This window comes from Pedobacter jeongneungensis, from assembly GCF_039538295.1.
Classification (GTDB): domain Bacteria; phylum Bacteroidota; class Bacteroidia; order Sphingobacteriales; family Sphingobacteriaceae; genus Pedobacter; species Pedobacter jeongneungensis.
In genome coordinates this window covers 350,681-369,282 of record NZ_BAABBY010000001.1, presented here as the reverse complement: position 1 = coordinate 369,282, position 18,602 = coordinate 350,681, and the positions used below count along the sequence as shown (strand labels likewise).

Sequence of the window (18,602 nt, the reverse complement as noted above, 5' to 3'; positions counted from 1 at the left end):
CAAAAGCCTGAAAAAATATTTCAGGCTTTTGCTCTTATTTCCTACCCCTCCACCATTTTATGATGGAACGGGCATTTACTAATATCTCCCTCCATTTTATCAACTGCTACCATTTCCGGTTTAGAAATCGGTCTTCTTCTGTGCTGATCCTGCGTAAGCGGGAACACCGAAGTAAAGAAATTAGACCAGCCACCTGTGCGTACACGCAACAGGTCAAACTGTTCTGGTGAGCTCACTGCCTGGCCATAAGTATCAGGACTGGCCACGGTTATGGTTAGGATATTCGAAGAATGACCTTCTGCAAATTGCTGCATCACCTTAACAATTTTATCTGCAGGGTAATTTTCGTCGATGTTATAATCAGTTGGCGCACCATCCGTCATCATATTGGTACCTTTTCCTTCAAATCCCGCAAGCGAAGTTTCAAAACCTGCATATTGGTGGTCGATCGGTAAATCCATCGGGCTTGGGGCCGAACTTAAATCGGAGGCTACTGCAGTGCCCAATCTACGTCCATCGGCACTGGCACCATTCCAGGCACCCATTTCTACATGGTTTTCAAAAGTACCCACACCCGGTTGGATCTGAATTCCGAAAGGATGTTCTTCGGTACCATAACGTGCCGCCAGGTTTTGCAAAGCACTGTACATCTGCGGCAGTGGCCTGGTAAAGGTTTCAACCGAAATCCTCGCAATGCCTTCTACAATTTTGTTTCCGAAGGTATCTATTTCCTGATGTCCTCGGCCATAGCGTGGCAAACTCAGGGCAATATCCCTTAAACGTTTAAAACGATCGGAACGGCTGGTAATGCGAGAATCTCCTGCCAAAGTGCTGATAAAAGGTTCCGTCATTTTATAACCCCAATCGCAGCATAAACATTCTAATAGTTCGGGTAGGGTGGTTACGGCATTTTTATCATCGAATACCATTGTTTTAATGGCATATAAAGAATTAATCGTTGAGCTTAACGAAATGTAGCAAGGGCCATAAATGTTGTATTTGGTACCTCCGCTGTAAAAGTCTAATCCGCGGGCCAGGCAATCATCCATTAGTACATTGAGTATCGGCGAAGGGCAGAATCTGGTATTGGCGCCAAACCCCATCAGCTGTCCGTTAAAGGCTTTACGGTTTAACAGTTCGAAATGCTGAAAATAGATTTTAACGAGCTCATCAAAACTTTTAATCTGATCGGCCGGTTTAGAATTAAGGGATACATTTTGTCCGAAAAGGTACGACTGACCAGCAGAAGAATAAGTTCTGCCCTGGTTCAAGGCACATTCTAAAGGTTGTAAAGTAGAAAATCCACCGAGCGAGAACCAGTTTTCTCCGGGGAACTGAGGTTCGTAACAACCATCGCAGGCATAATTCTGTGCCGATTGCATGCTTACGGCAGAATTCCAGCTTTTGTTGTCAGTGCCAAGGCTTCCCCCCACATCATCGCCACTGCGGTAAAGCCCTTCAATAATTTTTTCATCGTTAAGCAGTATCGGATGTGCACCGCCCGAAAGGATGGCGTGTGCAGCCTCTTCAAGGATTTCTTTTGGAATATCTTTGCGGGTGCGCAGGGATAAACAAGGTGCGTTTAAAGGCAATCTGCCCGAAGCGCGGATAAAAAGTTTGGTTACTTCATTATAGGCAGGTTTACTCAAGGCAAAATCTACCTCACCATTTGCAACAGTTCCGCCTACGGTAATCTGCTGGATCCATTGGCCCAAAGAGGCACCTTGCGGGTAAGGACCAGAGGCACCGCCCATGGCCAGGTTGCCAAAAGGCTGGTGATCTTCCATAAAGATCCGGTTCTGCTGTACTTTTTCATCCAGTTTGATGTAAAAAGCATCGATAATTTCCTGTGCTTCATCTTCCGATATCTCCCCTTTTTCGTAGAAGGGCTGCAACAGCTGGTCCATTCTTCCAATAGCAGTAGGTTCGCCGTTAAGGTGCAGGCAAGAATGCAGGGTAAAGATAAACTGCACGGCTTCTACAAAAGTTTCGGGTTTATCTCCCGACAGTTTTTTCATCCGTTCGGCAATAGCCAGTAAATTGGCTTTTTCCCAGGCCTGCCCTTCGGCCATTTTACCGGCCGTTTCCCTGGCTAATTTTTCGTAGTTCAGGAAGTATTCGGTAATGCCTTCTAAAGATAAATAAGAGGAACGGTAAAAATCTTTCAGTTCGGGTGTGGTGGCTTGTTGTTCGTAAGCCAATACCTCTTCTTTCATCTGTTTCAAACCTTTTTGTATGGCTTTTTCATAATGCGGAATAACGTGCCCTACGCCGGAAGCCTCACTCAGGTTGCTCAAAAAGCCATCCATGCGTTCGGTTTCAGAAAGGTATTTCATCACATAACGTCCTTCACCTAAAGAGAGGTTCGGCATGGCGCCCACAATAATTTCTTCGGGAGAAATCCGGTAGGTATCCGAGCCATATACACATTCTCCTTTCGATTCGATAAAGGCAGAATAGGCATGTAAACTTCCGTCAGGAAAGCGGATTTTACGCCCGCGGAAACCATATTCGGGCGAGCTGAACAACTGTAAACTCATGCGTACGGCCCATCCTTTCCTCACCATGATGGATTCTTTCATGATGTCGGCAGGTTTATCGGCGCCCTGGTAAGCATTGATATAATATTGCAGGTCTTCTTTAATTTCTTCCTGCTTGCGGTTAAAATACCAGTTATCCTGCCATAAAGAAAAAATGTTTTCCATTAGGCTCAGGATGCGGTTAGTGGGCACTTTAAAATACTGGTTGTGCCTGTTAATGCCCGTAGCCATGGTAAACAGGTAGTTTTGATGGTTATAATACATCAGCCCGTTTTTGGAAGCATCCTGGTAATGGCGGTCTAACCTCGACCAGTCTACCCCCGGAAACCTCGACCAGTCGCCATTTTCCATAAACGAGAAATTATTACGGTAATCGGGATGTTGATCCAGGCCCAGATCGTTAATGCTTGGGATATAGAAAAACCCGCCGAGATCAGATTTGAGGTGATTGAACAAACGGTCGTTCATAAAGCCTTTATCGCCACCAATCTGGTTGCTCATGATATTTTCGAGAATGGATGCTTCTTTGGCAAAACCTGCAAAATAAATGCCTTCTTCATCAGAAACAGTGACCGATTTTGGCGCCCTGAAACCGATTGAAGATTGTTTTGCACGGCCAAAAGGCAAACCTAAACGCAATATCGGTGTGGTATTGCCCTGCTCATCCTGCAACCTTGCCGATTTAATGTGGCTGCGCGAATCGCGGTCCGGGATAATGGTATCATCGGTTTTACGGCCAATCAGGTCTTCAATCTGATCTTCGGTCATCATATTGATCTGGTTCCAGTTGATCACAAAACGTTGTGCCAATACAAATGAACCCCCAAAATGGTCCATATCTTCGCCCCCGATCAGGGTATGTTTGGCAATGGTTATCGGATCGGAAGGATTGTTGAGGTTTTCAGAAAAACGACAGCCCAGCACTTTACCTTTATTGCCGTCTTTACTGTTTGATTTTGAAGCAGCATCCTGTGCAAAATAATGTTTGGTTACCTCTTTCAGGGTGTCTACAATCAGCTCCAACACCACTTCGCAGGCATTTTTACTGTCGCTTTTAATGTGAAACCAGATATCGCCTTCGGTATCATCGAACACACCTTTTGAGGCATCAAAAACATCAGAAGTATAATGGTCGGTTTCAGATGGGAAATTGAGGCGCATGCCTTTGGGTAAGGGCAACTTATCACTATTGCAGATTCCTGCCCAGTTTTTAAAGGAAACGCCCAATATTACCGAGGTATTTCTATCCTTAAGTTCGGCATTGGTATTGATTTCTTTCCTTACGGAAGCCATCAGATCGGCCAGTTGCGAACGTTGTACGCGTATTTTGGTCCAAAAAGTGGTAAAAATAGCGAAGGGTGAAGGATAAACTAATCCCCGCTGGCAGTGTTTCCATACTTCATCTAATCTTTCTTCCAGTTTGAGTGTTTTCATTTTTGAGCAGTTTATGTTTGTATTTGGTTAATATTACCTTTGGAGTGCACAGGCATATACTACCCTAAATAACTACATTTTTACGTATTAAAACACCGTATAATCACCCTATTTATAAAGTGGAATTTGTAAGAGAAGATTACATTAACAAGGGCAGCTGTTTTAACTTATGTGGTAAAACAAATTTTATTTCCTGCTGACAGACAAGTACAAAGGCAAAAAATATTCAGTTTTCAAAAAAAGAATACTAAATCCATCGTCTTTATAGTTTATATAAAATATATTTTTATATTTGTCAAAATAATGTTGTTAAACCCAACGATAAATAAAAGAACAATGCACCATTTACAATTTGTTACCATGCGAATGTGCCTTTCCTGTTGTTGCTAACCGGCAGCGCTCTTTTTCTCAAATTTTAATAAAAATAATTAATGGCTTAGGTTAACTGGAAGCGTATAACCTGTTAAAACAGCATAAGAAAATGAAATAGCGTCTATAAAAAAACAAAACCGACAGGGAAGCCCTGCCGGAGATTATTTGATAACCAGCGTAACGCCAATCACTTCTGGTTACCAAGTTTTACCAACAATTAAGATTATTAAATAAAACTGTATAAATATATGGAAAAATCTATCCATAGAAAAAAAATAGCTGTTAGGCTGATGGTATTTCTTGCAATTGCCATATTTACAAAAAATGCAAGCGCCCAGGATGAGCGTAACCCGATCATCAATTCTACTTTAATAGGAACGGTAAAAGATTCGGTAAGTAAACAGCCAATCGGTAATGTGGTATTATCCATTAAAGGAACCACACATGCGGTTACCACTGCTGCCGATGGCAGTTTCTCTTTTCGTACCGGCCAGAAGTTCCCTTATACCCTTATCATCAGCTTTATTGGTTATCAAACCAAACAAATTGTGGTTGATGGAAGTCCGGTTGCCATTTTACTTTCAGAAAAGGCAGGCAACCTGAACGATGTGGTGGTAATGGGTTATGGTACACAGAAAAAAAGTGATGTTACCGGCTCCGTGGCTTCGGTTTCTAAAACCTTACTGGCACAGCCATCGGCAAGTTTTGATAACCTGCTGCAGGGTGGTGTATCCGGCATTGGTGTAACGCAAAACTCAGGTCAGCCGGGCGGCACGGCAACGGTAAGAATCAGGGGCGGTAATTCCATTTCTTTCGGCAATGCCCCGCTTTATGTAGTTGATGGCTTTATCGTTTACAATAACAATGATAATGCAAACGTGGGATCGATCGGTACAAGTTCGAATGCGCTCTCTACCATTAATCCGAGCGACATTGAATCGGTAGAAGTATTAAAAGATGCCTCAGCAACAGCGATATATGGATCAAGAGGGGCCAATGGGGTGATCATCATTACCACAAAAAAAGGAAAAAAGGGGGTTAACAATATCAATTATAACGCTTATTACGGTACGCAGCGGGTAGCCCGGAAGCTGAATTTGCTAAACGGCAGCCAGTGGGCGGCACTGATCAATGATATTAACACGAGCGATGGAGTAGCAAAAACCTATACCGATGCGCAAATTGCAGCCTTCGGAACCGGTTCTGACTGGCAAGGTTCGGCATTAAGCAGTGCACCGATTTTTAACCAGGAGCTTTCGGTATCAGGCGGAGATGAAAAATCGAGGTACTTAATTTCGGGTAATTATTTTAAGCAGGATGGTGTAATTACCAATTCGGGTTATGAAAGGTACTCGGCCAGGATTAATTACGAAAAAGACATTTCTGAGAAATTTAAGGTTACAGCCAACTTTTTCGGAAGCAGGTCGATAGAAAATAAACTGGCGGGCAGCGCTTACAACAGCATCAACTTTAGCAATGCTTATGCAAATTTAATCCTCACGGCTCCTGTTGCCCAGATTAAAAATGCCGATGGCAGCTATAATACCAGCAATCCTTTAAATGCCACGCCAACCAATCCGCTACAGGATATTGCAACAACCACCAACCAGAATACCCTGAACAGGATTTTGGGCAATGCGGCTGCAGAATATAAAATTTTAAAAGACCTTACCTTAAAGGTAACTGCCGGGGTAGATATTTTAAATACGAACCAGCAATATTACGCACCGTCTTCTACGGCCTCACCCGCCGGGGGCTCTACAGGCTATGCCACCAAAGGTTATGCTGCACTGGGTTCGGGAAATGCATTGAGCTGGCTTAACGAAAATACCTTAACGTATAACCACACCTTCGCTGAAAAACATTTTTTTAATGCACTTGTGGGTTACAGTACGCAGTACGAAAACGGAAAATCTTTTACCACCTCTGCACAACAGTTCCCAAATGATTTAACCAGCTTTGATAATTTATCGTATGCGGGCATTGCCAACCTGCCCAGCTCGGCGGCACACAGCTCGAGCTTGAATTCTGTTTTGGCACGTATTAATTATTCATACCTCCACCGTTACAACATTACTTTATCTGAAAGGGCTGATGGCTCATCCAAACTGGGCAAAGAAAACAAATGGGGATTCTTTTCTTCTGTTGGGGTTTCGTGGAATGTAAATGATGAGGAATTTTTTAAGCCGCTGCAAAATGTAGTCAACAGTTTTAAAATCCGTTTAAGTGCGGGGCAAACAGGTAATTCGGAGATCCCGCCTTACAGCTCGCTTTCTGTGTTAGCACCCAGCAATTATTACCTGGGCAGCAAGCTGGTTACGGGAATATCTCCGATCCAGATTGCAAACCCCGACCTGAAATGGGAAACCACCACCCAGTATAACGCAGGCGTAGACCTGGGCTTTTTAAACAACCGCATCTCTGTTACTTTTGATGTTTACAGCAAAAAAACCACCGATTTATTGCTTAATGTGCCCTTGCCTTTATACACGGGTTATGCCAGTGCCTTAAAAAATATCGGAAGTGTATCCAATCGGGGCATTGAGTTCTCTGTGAATACGGAAAACATTAAAACGCAGGAATTTAACTGGAAAAGCACGATTATTTTTAGCGCAAACCGCAATAAAGTGCTCAATTTGGGCGAAAATGTTAAAAGTTTCTTCCCGGTAGCACCAACAGGGCAGGTATCACCGGTAATTGTGGAGGTTGGTTTACCAGTCGGTACTTTTTGGGGTTATAACACCAACGGACTTTTAACAAGCGCGGATCTTAGCAATGGCACACCATTATTGGGCGGGGTGCCGCAGCAGGCCGGCGACACGAAATATGTGGATAGCAACCGGGATGGAGTGATTACCACAGCCGATAAACATAGCCTGGGCAGCGCACAGCCAAAATTTACAGGCAGTTTAAACAATACATTTAATTACAAGGGGTTAGATCTATCTATATTTTTTCAGGGATCTTATGGCAATAAAGTATTTAATTTATTGCAGCAGAGTTTGGAGCGGCCAACGCTTACACAAAATGCTTCTGCCACGCTTTTAGACCGATGGACGCCACAGCACCAAAACACTACGGTTGCCCGGGTAACCAATTCGCCTGTACCGCAGGTAACTGACCGTTTAATTGAGGATGCCTCCTACTTAAAGCTTAAAAATGTATCGTTAGGCTACACCTTTAAAACGGATTGGGCAAATAAGATTAAGCTAAAAAGTTTAAGGTTTTATGTATCTGCCCAAAATTTATTTACGGTTACGCATTACACCGGCTTAGACCCTGAGGTTAATTTTTACGACAACGACAATACTAAGCAGGGCATCGATTTTGGAACCTATCCCGCCACCAGAACCTTTCTGGCTGGCCTATCTATCACTTTATAATATTGATATACAGATGAAAAAAACAATCACCCAACCCATAATCTGGTTATTAATCCTCATTATATTTACGGCCACAGCGTGCAAAAAGCTCGAAGAAAATCCGAGTTCGGTTATTGTGGGTTCGCAGTTTTTTAAAACACAGTCTGATGCCATTTCTTCGGTTAATGCGGTTTACAGTTCTTTAAACAGCGATCCGAACGGCGATTTCCCTTTATATGGCCGTCAGCTTAATTTACTGGTCGAAAATGCCAGCGATAACCAGATTTTTAGTCCCAGCAACACTAACCCCGATGTACGGGCACTGGGTGTATCTACTTATATCCCATCCAACAGCAGGATACAGAAGGTTTGGCAACAATTGTACTTCGGCATTAATAAGGCCAATATTGCCATTGATAATGTACCCAATGTTTCGGCAGATACCGTATTAAAAAACAGGCTGGTACGCGAAGCAAGATTTATAAGGGGCTTGCTTTATTTTAACCTGATACGGTTATATGGCGATGTGCCTTTGGTGCTGCACGAGCCTAAAAGCGTAAACATTGAAGATTTATTGGTTAAGAGAAGTGCTACTGCAACGGTTTACCAGCAAATTATTGCCGATTTAACAGAGGCCACCAGTTTACCTAAGAGTTATGGCAGTGCAGATTTGGGCAGGGCAACATCGGGTGCGGCGCATGCACTTCTGGCCAAGGTATATGTTACGCAAAAGTTATGGCCAAATGCACTGGTTCAGCTTAACACGGTCATTAATGGAGGTTATGGTTATGCCCTGTTTCCAAATTATAGGGATGTTTTTCAAAAAGCGACCAAAAATGGTATCGAACATATTTTTTCGGTACAGTTTGAAAGCAATTTAGGGGCTAAAAATGTGGTACAGAACCTGAGCCAGAGTTTTACCTCTTTTAATACAGGTACTTTCCCTATTGATGTGCCGGCAAACAAAAGTGTTTACGAACTTTTTTCTGCAGCTGATACAAGGCGCGAAACCACCTTTTACGATTCTGTTTATAATGCGGCTACGGGGAAATATGTGGTTTTCAAAAACGCCTACACCCCCTATTTTAACAAATTTGTTGATTATACTTTAACCCCTTTAAATACGCAGGCCCAAAGCGGGGTTAATTACCCGGTAATCAGGTATGCAGATATATTATTGCTTTATGCAGAAGTAATTAACAACATTAACGGTCCTGATGCTGAGGCTTATGATGCAATAAATAAGGTAAGAGCAAGGGCAAAAATTGCCGATTTAACCCCAGGCTTAAGCGCAGATGCTTTTCGGGATTCTGTATTTTTAGAGCGCAGAAAAGAGTTTATCCAGGAGGGGCACCGGTGGTTTGATCTGGTACGGCAAGGCGGAACTGTTTATGTAGATGCCCTGAAAAAAATCCCGGAGAAATCGGCTGTTTCCTCAAAGAATATCCTCTTCCCTATTCCGCAGACTGAAAGAGAACTAAATACGCTGCTTACCCAAAATCCGGGATATAATTAATTATTCATTTATAAAAACGAAAGAAAATATGACAGCATCAGACTTTAGCATTTTAGGTAAAAAGATATTGGTGGGCATCATTGTCACGCTGATCCCCTTTATCATCATTTTTGGTGGTCTTTACCTCACCCAGCGTTTATTGGGCGATAAGCCATCAACCCAGATCATTCACAAAAACTAAATCATGAACCATGAAACTCGAAGAAAAAACCCGACAAAAAATCATTAGAAATGCGGTATTAAGCCTATTCATCTATGTATTGCCGATTGCATTAATGTTTATAACCTTTTACATTACCGGCGAGCGGCCCTGGCTAAAACAACAGCATAAAGCTGAAAAAAGTAAATCTGTAAACCCTAAAAATTCATCAAACAATGGAACCAGTGATTAATTTTATCAGAAACATCATCGAAAACCTGAATGGTTTCGGTTTTCCTTTTTTAGTATTCTTTCTTGGGGTACTCGAATTCTCTTTTGGACTGTATAAAGGCAAGTGGCCAAAAAACGAGCGTTTTGTTGATATTGCCTGCTTTACGTTACCAAGATTGGTGATCAGGCCAGTTGTGGCTTATTATGGATTAAAATTTTTACCGGCCGTGCTTCCGGGGTTAAAAAACACCTTTGAGTGGGTTCCATTTTTTTGGGGCTGCATTATTATAGCCATTGCGGATGACCTTACGCAATACTGGTACCACAGGCTGCACCACGAAATTCCATGGTTATGGCGTTTTCACCGCACGCACCATTCGGCATCGTATATGGGCATGGCCATGGCCAGCAGGCAAAACGCCATTTATACGTTATTTTTCTCACAAACTTACCTCACCACGGCACTTGTATATCTGGGATTGGGCATACCGGCAATTGTTGTGCGGGGTATAAAGGGTACCATTACCACATTGGCACATTCGAGCATTCCGTGGGACAAACCTTTTTATAAATATAAAGTGCTGCATCCACTGGCCTGGGTATTGGAAAGAACAATTTCTACACCTGCTACCCACCATGCACACCATGCCGCCACCACCGATGATGGTGTAGGTTATTATAAAGGTAATTTTGGCAACATGTTTTTTTTATGGGATATAATTTTTGGCACGGCCTTAATTACGAGAAAATATCCGAAAGCATATGGCATTTCTCATTACGAAGGCGACCAATGGTATGCACAGTTATTGTGGCCAATATTTAAATCGAAAGTTGCAGGCAGCGAACTGGCAAAAGATGGCCCTGTGGTAAGGGTAGATGAGCCGGCACCGGTTGTTCCTGCTCAAAAAAACACAGCAGTTATAGCAGAAGACGAAGAGGAATTTTATTACCAGCCACGGCCAACACTGGTTAAAAATTAAATTTAAAAGCCGGGAAGTTAAATTCCCGGCTTTTTTTAAGTGAGGCTAACCCAACTGTTGCAGAAAAAGGTTTAAATCGTCTTCTTTACCTAATCCAAGTTTCTGTTTTAAACGATAACGGCTCATGCGCACACTTTTAGGTTCGATGCCCAAACGGATAGAAACTTCCTTATTGGAGAGGCCGAGGAGCATATACGAGCAATATTTTAAATCGAGGCGGGTAAGTGTGTAATTTGCCTTTTGCTGCAGGCGTTCGAAAAAGGCAGGATTGGTATCGAAAAAATCGGTTTTATGTTCTTCAAATTCCTTATCCATCTTTTTCTGCTGGTTTACAATTCTCTTAATCTGCGCATCAAGAGAAAGATGGCTTTCGGTGTTTACCTTGCCGGATATAATTTCCAGCAGTTCATTTTTTTCTTCAATCTGTAAATTACCGGCCAGTACTTCTTTCTCTAACCGCTCCTGGCGCTCTTTTAATAAAATCTGCTCGGTTTGGAGCTGCATCGTTTCTGCTTCCTTTAACTGTGCCCTTAACTCTGCCGCACCTTTTTCCTGGTCGATCAGCTCCTGTTTCCTGATGGAAGCTTTAAGTTTATAATTATAAGAGATTAGTAAAAAAAGCAGTGCTGCAATGCCTGTTAAGCCCGAAATGATGTAAAAAACATTCAGTTTTTTGGTATATCGCGTCTGCTGTTGCAAATAAGCAATTTCCTGTTCCTTTTTTTCTGATTGGTATTGTGCTTCAATCCTGATGGTGTTATTTATTTTTTCTTCATCAAATGCCTTTTTATAATGGGCAAGGTAAGCTTTTAAATAATTCAGTGCGGCTGCTTTATCTCCTTTTTTCTCTGCAATATTGGCAAGGCCCTGGTAAATCCTGGCCTGGGTAAGCGGCATTTTCACTACTCCACCCTCAATTTTGCCCAGCCCGGTAAGCAACAGTTTTTCTGCCGCATCGTAATTGCCATCACGCAGGGCATACTCGCTTCTTAAACCATAACAGTTGAGCAAAACTTCCATTAAATTCGTTTTTTCAGCTATTCCCATTGCAATAGCTACATACTTTTCGGCACTATCGCGGTAACTGGCAGGAAAATACTGAAAATAGGCATTTGCCGTATTTAAAGCTGCGGCAGCAGTATTACTGTATATAAGCATGCGGCCCTCTTGTTTTTTAGAGAGCTGAAGTGATTTTTTATAAGTAAGCAAGGCCGAATCGAGCAGGCTGCGTTTAAGGGTATCGAGTTTAAAACGATCAAAATAGGTTTGCCCGATGGTAAAATAGGCGTTATTCAATAAATCAACCTGTTTACTTTTTATCGCCGTTAAATAACACAAACGGGCATATTTCTGCTGTTTTGATGGATTGTTGCCATAGCCATAAAAGCTGGCGAGGTAATGGTATATGGTACTTTCATAATCAACGGCATTTTGCCCCTTAAAATAATCAAGTGCTTTTAAAAGCTTGGTTGTGGCCTTATCATTTTCATCATTGATGAGATCTAACCAGCCACTTCTAAACCATACAAAACCAAGGGCAACACGATCTTTTGTTTTTTGGGCATAATACTGTGCACTATCAAGGCTTTGGTAGGCATTTTTCAGGTCTTTTTTCCAAACATATAAATGTACCAGGGTAGCAAAAGCCATTGCCTTACTTTTCCCGTCTTTTAGTTCCGATCCGATTTTTAGTGCCTCATCGGCCTGTTTAAAAGAAAGTGAAAGGTTTTTCTCAAAATTAGCCCTGGCCATTTTGCACAATATAATTACCCGCGTTTCTTTAGTGGTGCCATTTTGCTCCAGTAAATGATTTAAGGAATCGAGATAGATTTTTTGTGCCCCTGCATTTTTCGAAAAAAGGATAATGCAAAATAAAATACTTAATAATGTTTTCAGTGGTAGCTGCATAATCAAAATTAGGAAAGAAATAATTACAGCAACAGAATTACAACAAATAATTGGGATATAGCGGTTTAAAACGGCTTTTGTAGTCTCCTTGTAGACGCTTTTTTCGAAACAGGTAGTTGTAGTGTAGTCTGTGTTTTCTTGGCTGATGGTTACCGTGCAGGTAATTTTGTGTTAATCAATTCATTAAAAAATTAAAATTATGAAACAGAAAACAATGGCCGTAATTGCCTATATCACGCTGATCGGATGGATCATTTCTTATCTGGAATTTAAAAAATCGACAGAGAAAAGCACTTTGGTTAATTATCATTTAGGGCAGTCGCTCGGCCTCATCATTACTTCTATCCTGTTAAGTATAGTGAGTAGCGTTATGCTGGCCATTATCCCCGCTCTTGGAACCATTTTTTACCTTATTTTGTTAATCCCGTTTGTGCTGTTGCTGCTGGGTATTGTAGCAGCCAATAATGAGCTGGAAAAACCTGTTCCCCTAATCGGAAAAATATTTGAAGGGAAATTCAATTTCACTTCTTAACCTCAATTTAAAACCACCTCCTATGAAAACGAAATGGTATAGCCGGACGATAATATTGTTGTTATTGTTTTGCGGATTTAATGCAGTTGCCCAAAGTGAAGCACAGGCAGAAGTAAAATTAAAATTAACAGACAAAACCACCAACACCAGCCACAGCTATAAGCTTTATGGCGCCAGTTACTCTTTAAACAATCCTTTTTACGAACCTAATGAAGGTAAATTAATAAGCGATGGCAGCTGCAGCATTTCGATGGAGCTGGGCCAGGCGCCCGACGAATATTTATTGAAATGGCTGGCTGGCGGACTGAAAAACACCTCGGGCGTGATTACGATGGCAAGCATTAACGACATTAAAAAATTGCGAAAGATTGCTTTTACCGATGCACAGGTTGCAGCTTCATCCGAAAGTTTTTACAGCACAAATGGCAGCAATACGTCGCCTCAGATCAGTTTTTATGTTAAAATGCTGGCAATTGACGGAACAACCATATTCTCGCTGCAAAAACAAGCGGCAAGCACCAGTAAAAATATGTTGTAATCGTATTTAAATATTAAAATGGCAAAATCTTTGAACAGCAATTAAAAACACATTTAATCAACCCTATGATGAACCCTGAAACCTATAAACAACAGTTTACCACCGATGATACCCCCGGATGGCAGGCGATAGATGATCAGCTGGAAAAAATTTATGGTACGACTGAAGCACGCCATTATCCACCTTTGTGCGGAATCCATTACATGGCCGGCGGAACGGACCCGATAGATGGTGCAAGTATTTACGACAGCAACCACCAGCACTTTCACCGGCACATCATTAGCTATGGCATGAGTGAACTTTATTACGACGAAGAAAAAGCAGGTGGCGAATTTAGCAAATGGGGCTTTGAATTTACCTTCAGGTTGGCGCCGTTTAAAGATGATGAAAGCGATCCCATCTGGGCTATCCAGGTAATGAATAATTTAGCGAGGTATGTATTTTCGAGTGGTAAATGGTTTGAAGAAAACCATTTCATTCCCGCTAACGGACCAATAAGGTTAAATACCGATACCCAGATAACGGGTTTTGTTTTTGCGTTGGATCCGGAACTGGGAAAAATTGAAACGCCACATGGCGAACTCAGTTTTCTGCAATTAGTGGGTATTACCGATACTGAGGTAGAAGAGCTGAAGAAAAACCCAACCGTTGGGGCAGTTGAAGAACTGATTAAAAACCTGAAAAAGGATAACCCTTTGTTAATTACCGACCTGAACCGTAAATAACCCGGGAAATTTAATCGGGTTTAAATAGCATCTGTAATTTTAGCAAAGCAATAATTGAAACTGTTATGCAACTAAGAAATATTCTTTTCATGATGCTGATTTTGAGTTTAATCTCCTGTCAGTCGAAAAAAGCTTCCGGTTTAAAAATAACCCTTGAAGAAAAAGGCCGGGCTGTATTTAATATTATGGTGGGCAAAAACGGTCCTAATGAGCGGAAACTAAAATGCCTGATTGATGGCGATTTCCATTGCGCCCAACAGGCCATTAACGAAGAAGAACAGGCTTTTAATAAAATTATTAAAGAAATAAACGCCTTGCAAACAGATCATATTAAGCATGGCGATGAGTTAAAAGCAGCAACAATTAATTATTATGAGTCGGTTAAAGCATTGGAAATTTCTGACCGGCTGGACATTGCGCAACAACAGATAAGTCAGGATAAAGCAAATACAAGGGAAGTACGCGATGCGGCAATACAAAAACATTCACAATTGCTTAAAAGTAGTGTGGAACTGCACAAAGTGATCCGCAAGAAAGAACAGCTATTGGCCGAAGCACAAAAACAGTATAATTTGAACAATCATTTGGATTAGTTACCCGGATTTTTGCACTTAACCCATATCCTGTAAAAATAATTTCAGGTCTTCATCTTTCCCCAGACCCAGCTTTTGCTTTATCCGGTATCGGCTCATGCGTACGCTTTTAGCTTCCACATGCATCAATTGGGCAATTTTTTTGGTATCCAGTTTTAAATGAAGATAAGCGCAGAGTTTTAAATCGAGCGGAGTAAGTTTTTGTTGCGCCCTTTGATTTAATAAAGAAAAAAATTCGGGATGAACCTGCTGGATCTGAAATTTGGCCTCTTCGAAATCATTATCCAGCAACAACTCTTCGTTCCAGATTTTATTGATGTTAAGCGGATGGTTATCACTAAGTTTTTCCTTAATCTGAAAAAGCATTTCCTTTTTGTGCTCCAGTTGTAACTGACTGGCCATTACTTCTTTCTGCAATTGTTGCTGCTGGCTTTCCAATAAAAGCTGCTCTGCTTTTAACCTGGCCTGCTCCTCTTTTTCGAGTTTCATTTGCAGTTCGGCATCCTGTTTTTCCAGATGCAACTGTTTCTCACGCTGTAGCGAATACCTTAACCTGAAATGGTAAGAGCGGAACATAAATATAAGGCCTAATATGGAGGCAATGGCAATTCCAATATAAAGGTATTTCTGCTGCCTGGCATACTGTTCGCTCTGTTTTAACAGCTTTACTTCATTGTTTTTTTTTTCGGCCTCGTATTGCACTTCCAGTTTCTGGGCATTTAGTGTACGCTTTTCATCGAAATACTTGTTATTAAACGCTGTTGCTTTTTTTTGGAAATCGAGTGCTTTTTCGTAGTTGCCGCGCTGCTCATAAAAGTTAGATAGCGCGGTTACCACATTAATTAAAGTATAATAATAAGGTACTTTTTTGTTTATCAATACGCTATAGGCTTCCTGCAAATAAGCTTCGGCCATTACAAAGTTTTTGTCCCTTTTGGCATATTCGCTTAAAATGCCCAGGCTACTTGCCCGTACTTCTTCACCATTAATTGCACCCTTCATCACCTCATTCGCCATGCTGGCATAACGGATCGCATTTGCCTTTGCAGTTTGATCGGTATCAGAGAAATACCTTAAATAATAATCGGCACTATTGATACAGGAAATGGCATAAGTTTTTCGGGCAACGTAATTGGGGTATTGCAGGTAAAGATTTTGTGCCTTGTTTAAATAGTAGATGATGCTATCGCGTAACGCTTCATTTTTAGTACTGGCATAGTTATAATCGGCCGCAACCGATAAAGCAGTATAACAATTGCTCAACAGGTTATAATCGGTTGTTTTTAAGGCATTTTCAGTAGCTGCAATGGCATATTTATTTACATTTTTAACATCATCCCTCCGCGAGTTTAGCATATATAACTGGTAATATATTTTGGCACTGAGGTACGGATCTGATGTTTCCCCCAACGACTTTAACGCGAGCTGGCAGTATCTGGTAATTTGCTCACTGTTATCAATGGCATTATAGAACAAGGCTTGTGCATAATAAGCATAGGCTAAAGCAATGGGCTTGCGCGACTGTTGGGCAAGAGACAAAGTAGTATCACTCGCCTTTTTCGATAACATAAATTCCTTAATAGTGGTATATATAGCCACTTTTACGGTATAGGCCTTTGTAGCTTCTGTATAGTTTTTAAACTTTAATGCCAATGCTACACTCTTTCCGGCTTTTGCAATACCCGCTTTATAATCGCCGTTAATCCTGCTCCGCTCCGCCAGCTGTGTAAGCAATGCCGGTTTATCTTTTTCGCTCAGGTTATCGAGCGCAGTACTATCCAGTAAAGTCTGCGCACCGGCTGCAAAACAACCTGAAAATATTCCGGCTAAGAGTAATATCTTTTTAAAAACAAGATGTTTCATATTGTAAAATTAACATAAAGATTGAAACCCCGATATGATTGTAGACGAAAAACAAAAACCGAAACGAATAACAAATCGCTGATTAACAGTATATTAAAAACACCTGTAGATGTATTGTAGACGTTTTTTAAAAAACCTGTAGATGCTCTGTAGGCGCCAAAAGCTTTAAAAACCTGCTGATTAGCGCCAACTTTGAATCAAATAATTATCACACTAAAAATCTAAAATTATGAACAACAAATCTCTTGCAATCATTTCTTACATCACCATTATTGGTTGGTTAATTGCCTATTTCATCGGGAAAGACAAAGCTGACACCTTACTTAAATACCATTTAAGGCAATCGTTAGGCCTCGCAATTGTAAGCATTATTTTTAACGTCGCATTTACCATTATCGCCAGTATAGTGCCTGCCTTGTCATTTTTAGGTCTTATTGGTTATGCTTTCATTATCCTGTGGATTTTGGGGATTATTAATGCAGCCAATGGCGCACTGAAACCTGTTCCGCTGATTGGTAAAATGTTCGAAGACAAGTCATCATTTGTGGGTAAATACTAAAAAGATGTTTATGCGCCTCAATTTCAAAAATGTCATGCTAATGGTGATGGTTTTAACCATCACCGCATGCGAATTTTCTTTAAACACACCCGAAGAATATTTTGACCGGGTAGCATTGAACACCAATTCCATATCGCGTTTTGGCGGGCAATATTTCAATACTTATCTAAGGTACATAAAGGGAGGTGCAAACACCCCGGATTTTAATACCTGTGAGAAATACCTTCGAAATAACTCAATCGCAACTGTAGAACGCAATGTAAAAAAGATAAAAGACCTGCAGCCTACAAAAAAAACAAAACCGATGATTGATGCGGCGCTGGATCTTTACGCCCTTGTGCTGGAAAGCTATAAAACCGATCACCTGAAGGTTGCAAAAATGATTGATAGCCATGCCCCCGAAAACGATATCAATGTGGCCATAACCGAAATGGATAACAAAAGTTATGATGCATTTGTACAGAAATACAATAAGCTTTGGCAAATTGCCGATGTATATGCAAAAGATAACGGAATCGAAGTAAAAAAGATGCCTTTTTAACAATTGCAATTTCATTCAATCATTCAATCATTCCCACATTCAATCATTCAATAAATCCACATTCAATCATTCATTAATTCCTACATTCAATCATTCATTAATTCTATAATTCACCTACCTATGATAAACATAACAGATTTTAAAGAAAATTTAGGTTTGAGGGAAATCCCTGTTGAACTTGAAAAACTAATTTATTTTCAGAACAATATTTCTGCCTTCGAAAATTACAGCCAGGGCTTTGGTGTGTTGATAGACGATAAATCAGGACTACGTAGCTGGAGCGATGATGAAGAATTTTTAAACCGGTTAATCCCTTTTGCACAGGCCAATGGTACCGGATCTTTTTACACGATATGGAACGATGGAAGTAACCAACCCTTGAACCAGATGCCTATTGTCGTTTTTGGAGATGAAGGTGGCGTTCATATTGTTGCTGAAAACATTTTGCAGCTTTTGCACCTGCTCACCTACGATTCCGAAATCTGGGTAGATTTTGACCAGGCCTATTTTTACAAGAATAAAAAGAGCTACGAAGAAAGTGAAGACTTTAGCCAGTACTTAAAATGGATGAAAGGCGATTACAACCTCACCCAGATTGAAGAGCCTAACGAATTAATTAAAACCGCACAGGAAAAACACAAAGAAAACTTTGATAAATGGTTTAGACAGTATTTTAATGAAGACTAAATATACACGATGATACAGGAAATTAAAAACCTGCATTTTACCCTGCCATGGACCAGAGTTTTGAACAATACAAAACATTAAA

15 protein-coding genes are annotated in these 18,602 nt (G+C 41.0%); 12 read left to right on the top strand and 3 right to left on the bottom strand.

The window, feature by feature from the left end:
• Nucleotides 1-41 precede the first annotated feature (41 nt).
• Nucleotides 42-3,974 carry a Dyp-type peroxidase gene (locus tag ABD769_RS01595; RefSeq protein ID WP_344848793.1) on the bottom strand — a complete coding sequence of 1,311 codons (3,933 nt, stop codon included), beginning with the start codon at nucleotides 3,972-3,974 and terminating at the stop codon, nucleotides 42-44.
• A gap of 620 nt (nucleotides 3,975-4,594) precedes the next feature.
• On the opposite strand from ABD769_RS01595, the gene ABD769_RS01590 reads away from it, so the two are divergent.
• The 5 genes from ABD769_RS01590 to ABD769_RS01570 are packed head-to-tail and all read left to right on the top strand — an operon-like array spanning nucleotide 4,595 to nucleotide 10,574.
• Entirely contained in the window at nucleotides 4,595-7,729 is a 3,135-nt protein-coding gene (locus tag ABD769_RS01590; RefSeq protein WP_344848791.1) for a SusC/RagA family TonB-linked outer membrane protein, read from the top strand.
• Nucleotides 7,730-7,742: 13 nt separating this feature from the next.
• The gene (locus tag ABD769_RS01585) at nucleotides 7,743-9,224 is read left to right on the top strand and encodes a RagB/SusD family nutrient uptake outer membrane protein (protein WP_344848789.1); all 1,482 of its coding nucleotides are present in this window, start codon (nucleotides 7,743-7,745) and stop codon (nucleotides 9,222-9,224) included.
• Nucleotides 9,225-9,252: 28 nt separating this feature from the next.
• Nucleotides 9,253-9,405 (top strand): hypothetical protein, encoded by a 153-nt coding sequence (locus tag ABD769_RS01580; protein WP_344848787.1) that lies wholly within the window; start codon nucleotides 9,253-9,255, stop codon nucleotides 9,403-9,405.
• Nucleotides 9,406-9,415: 10 nt separating this feature from the next.
• Entirely contained in the window at nucleotides 9,416-9,616 is a 201-nt protein-coding gene (locus tag ABD769_RS01575) for a hypothetical protein (RefSeq protein WP_344848785.1), read from the top strand.
• Entirely contained in the window at nucleotides 9,600-10,574 is a 975-nt protein-coding gene (locus tag ABD769_RS01570) for a sterol desaturase family protein (protein ID WP_344848783.1), read from the top strand. The genes ABD769_RS01575 and ABD769_RS01570 overlap by 17 nt, the downstream gene beginning before the upstream one ends.
• Before the next feature lie 45 nt (nucleotides 10,575-10,619).
• On the opposite strand, the gene ABD769_RS01565 is transcribed toward ABD769_RS01570, so the two are convergent.
• On the bottom strand, nucleotides 10,620-12,482 hold the full coding sequence (locus ABD769_RS01565) for a LuxR C-terminal-related transcriptional regulator (protein WP_344848781.1): 1,863 nt from the start codon (nucleotides 12,480-12,482) through the stop codon (nucleotides 10,620-10,622).
• A gap of 199 nt (nucleotides 12,483-12,681) precedes the next feature.
• Between ABD769_RS01565 and ABD769_RS01560 the strand changes: the two genes are divergently transcribed.
• The 4 genes from ABD769_RS01560 to ABD769_RS01545 all read left to right on the top strand — a co-directional run bounded on the left by ABD769_RS01560 (nucleotide 12,682) and on the right by ABD769_RS01545 (nucleotide 14,870).
• Nucleotides 12,682-13,014, top strand: a complete 333-nt coding sequence (locus tag ABD769_RS01560; RefSeq protein ID WP_344848780.1) for a magnetosome magnetite crystal formation protein family — start codon at nucleotides 12,682-12,684, stop codon at nucleotides 13,012-13,014.
• A 22-nt stretch (nucleotides 13,015-13,036) separates the two neighbouring features.
• Entirely contained in the window at nucleotides 13,037-13,552 is a 516-nt protein-coding gene (gene tssD, locus ABD769_RS01555) for a type VI secretion system tube protein TssD (RefSeq protein ID WP_344848778.1), read from the top strand.
• A 65-nt stretch (nucleotides 13,553-13,617) separates the two neighbouring features.
• Nucleotides 13,618-14,277 (top strand): suppressor of fused domain protein, encoded by a 660-nt coding sequence (locus ABD769_RS01550; protein ID WP_344848776.1) that lies wholly within the window; start codon nucleotides 13,618-13,620, stop codon nucleotides 14,275-14,277.
• A 65-nt stretch (nucleotides 14,278-14,342) separates the two neighbouring features.
• Nucleotides 14,343-14,870: a hypothetical protein gene (locus ABD769_RS01545; RefSeq protein ID WP_344848774.1), complete on the top strand. Its 528-nt coding sequence runs from the start codon at nucleotides 14,343-14,345 to the stop codon at nucleotides 14,868-14,870.
• A gap of 18 nt (nucleotides 14,871-14,888) precedes the next feature.
• Here ABD769_RS01545 and ABD769_RS01540 read toward each other — a convergent pair whose 3' ends face one another.
• Nucleotides 14,889-16,733, bottom strand: coding sequence for a helix-turn-helix transcriptional regulator (locus ABD769_RS01540; protein WP_344848773.1), 1,845 nt, complete (start codon nucleotides 16,731-16,733; stop codon nucleotides 14,889-14,891).
• 229 nt (nucleotides 16,734-16,962) lie between these two features.
• On the opposite strand from ABD769_RS01540, the gene ABD769_RS01535 reads away from it, so the two are divergent.
• The 3 genes from ABD769_RS01535 to ABD769_RS01525 all read left to right on the top strand — a co-directional run bounded on the left by ABD769_RS01535 (nucleotide 16,963) and on the right by ABD769_RS01525 (nucleotide 18,520).
• On the top strand, nucleotides 16,963-17,292 hold the full coding sequence (locus tag ABD769_RS01535) for a magnetosome magnetite crystal formation protein family (protein ID WP_344848771.1): 330 nt from the start codon (nucleotides 16,963-16,965) through the stop codon (nucleotides 17,290-17,292).
• 10 nt (nucleotides 17,293-17,302) lie between these two features.
• Nucleotides 17,303-17,833: a hypothetical protein gene (locus ABD769_RS01530; protein WP_344848769.1), complete on the top strand. Its 531-nt coding sequence runs from the start codon at nucleotides 17,303-17,305 to the stop codon at nucleotides 17,831-17,833.
• 120 nt (nucleotides 17,834-17,953) lie between these two features.
• Nucleotides 17,954-18,520: a hypothetical protein gene (locus ABD769_RS01525; RefSeq protein WP_344848767.1), complete on the top strand. Its 567-nt coding sequence runs from the start codon at nucleotides 17,954-17,956 to the stop codon at nucleotides 18,518-18,520.
• Nucleotides 18,521-18,602 lie beyond the last annotated feature (82 nt).

Excerpts from the sequence above, each read along its gene's own strand:
- ABD769_RS01595 (WP_344848793.1), bottom strand. The coding sequence starts at position 3,974 with ATGAAAACACTCAAACTGGAAGAAAGATTAGATGAAGTATGGAAACAC.
- ABD769_RS01590 (WP_344848791.1), top strand. The coding sequence starts at position 4,595 with ATGGAAAAATCTATCCATAGAAAAAAAATAGCTGTTAGGCTGATGGTA.
- ABD769_RS01585 (WP_344848789.1), top strand. The coding sequence starts at position 7,743 with ATGAAAAAAACAATCACCCAACCCATAATCTGGTTATTAATCCTCATT.
- ABD769_RS01580 (WP_344848787.1), top strand. The coding sequence starts at position 9,253 with ATGACAGCATCAGACTTTAGCATTTTAGGTAAAAAGATATTGGTGGGC.
- ABD769_RS01575 (WP_344848785.1), top strand. The coding sequence starts at position 9,416 with ATGAAACTCGAAGAAAAAACCCGACAAAAAATCATTAGAAATGCGGTA.
- ABD769_RS01570 (WP_344848783.1), top strand. The coding sequence starts at position 9,600 with ATGGAACCAGTGATTAATTTTATCAGAAACATCATCGAAAACCTGAAT.
- ABD769_RS01565 (WP_344848781.1), bottom strand. The coding sequence starts at position 12,482 with ATGCAGCTACCACTGAAAACATTATTAAGTATTTTATTTTGCATTATC.
- ABD769_RS01560 (WP_344848780.1), top strand. The coding sequence starts at position 12,682 with ATGAAACAGAAAACAATGGCCGTAATTGCCTATATCACGCTGATCGGA.
- tssD (WP_344848778.1), top strand. The coding sequence starts at position 13,037 with ATGAAAACGAAATGGTATAGCCGGACGATAATATTGTTGTTATTGTTT.
- ABD769_RS01550 (WP_344848776.1), top strand. The coding sequence starts at position 13,618 with ATGATGAACCCTGAAACCTATAAACAACAGTTTACCACCGATGATACC.
- ABD769_RS01545 (WP_344848774.1), top strand. The coding sequence starts at position 14,343 with ATGCAACTAAGAAATATTCTTTTCATGATGCTGATTTTGAGTTTAATC.
- ABD769_RS01540 (WP_344848773.1), bottom strand. The coding sequence starts at position 16,733 with ATGAAACATCTTGTTTTTAAAAAGATATTACTCTTAGCCGGAATATTT.
- ABD769_RS01535 (WP_344848771.1), top strand. The coding sequence starts at position 16,963 with ATGAACAACAAATCTCTTGCAATCATTTCTTACATCACCATTATTGGT.
- ABD769_RS01530 (WP_344848769.1), top strand. The coding sequence starts at position 17,303 with ATGCGCCTCAATTTCAAAAATGTCATGCTAATGGTGATGGTTTTAACC.
- ABD769_RS01525 (WP_344848767.1), top strand. The coding sequence starts at position 17,954 with ATGATAAACATAACAGATTTTAAAGAAAATTTAGGTTTGAGGGAAATC.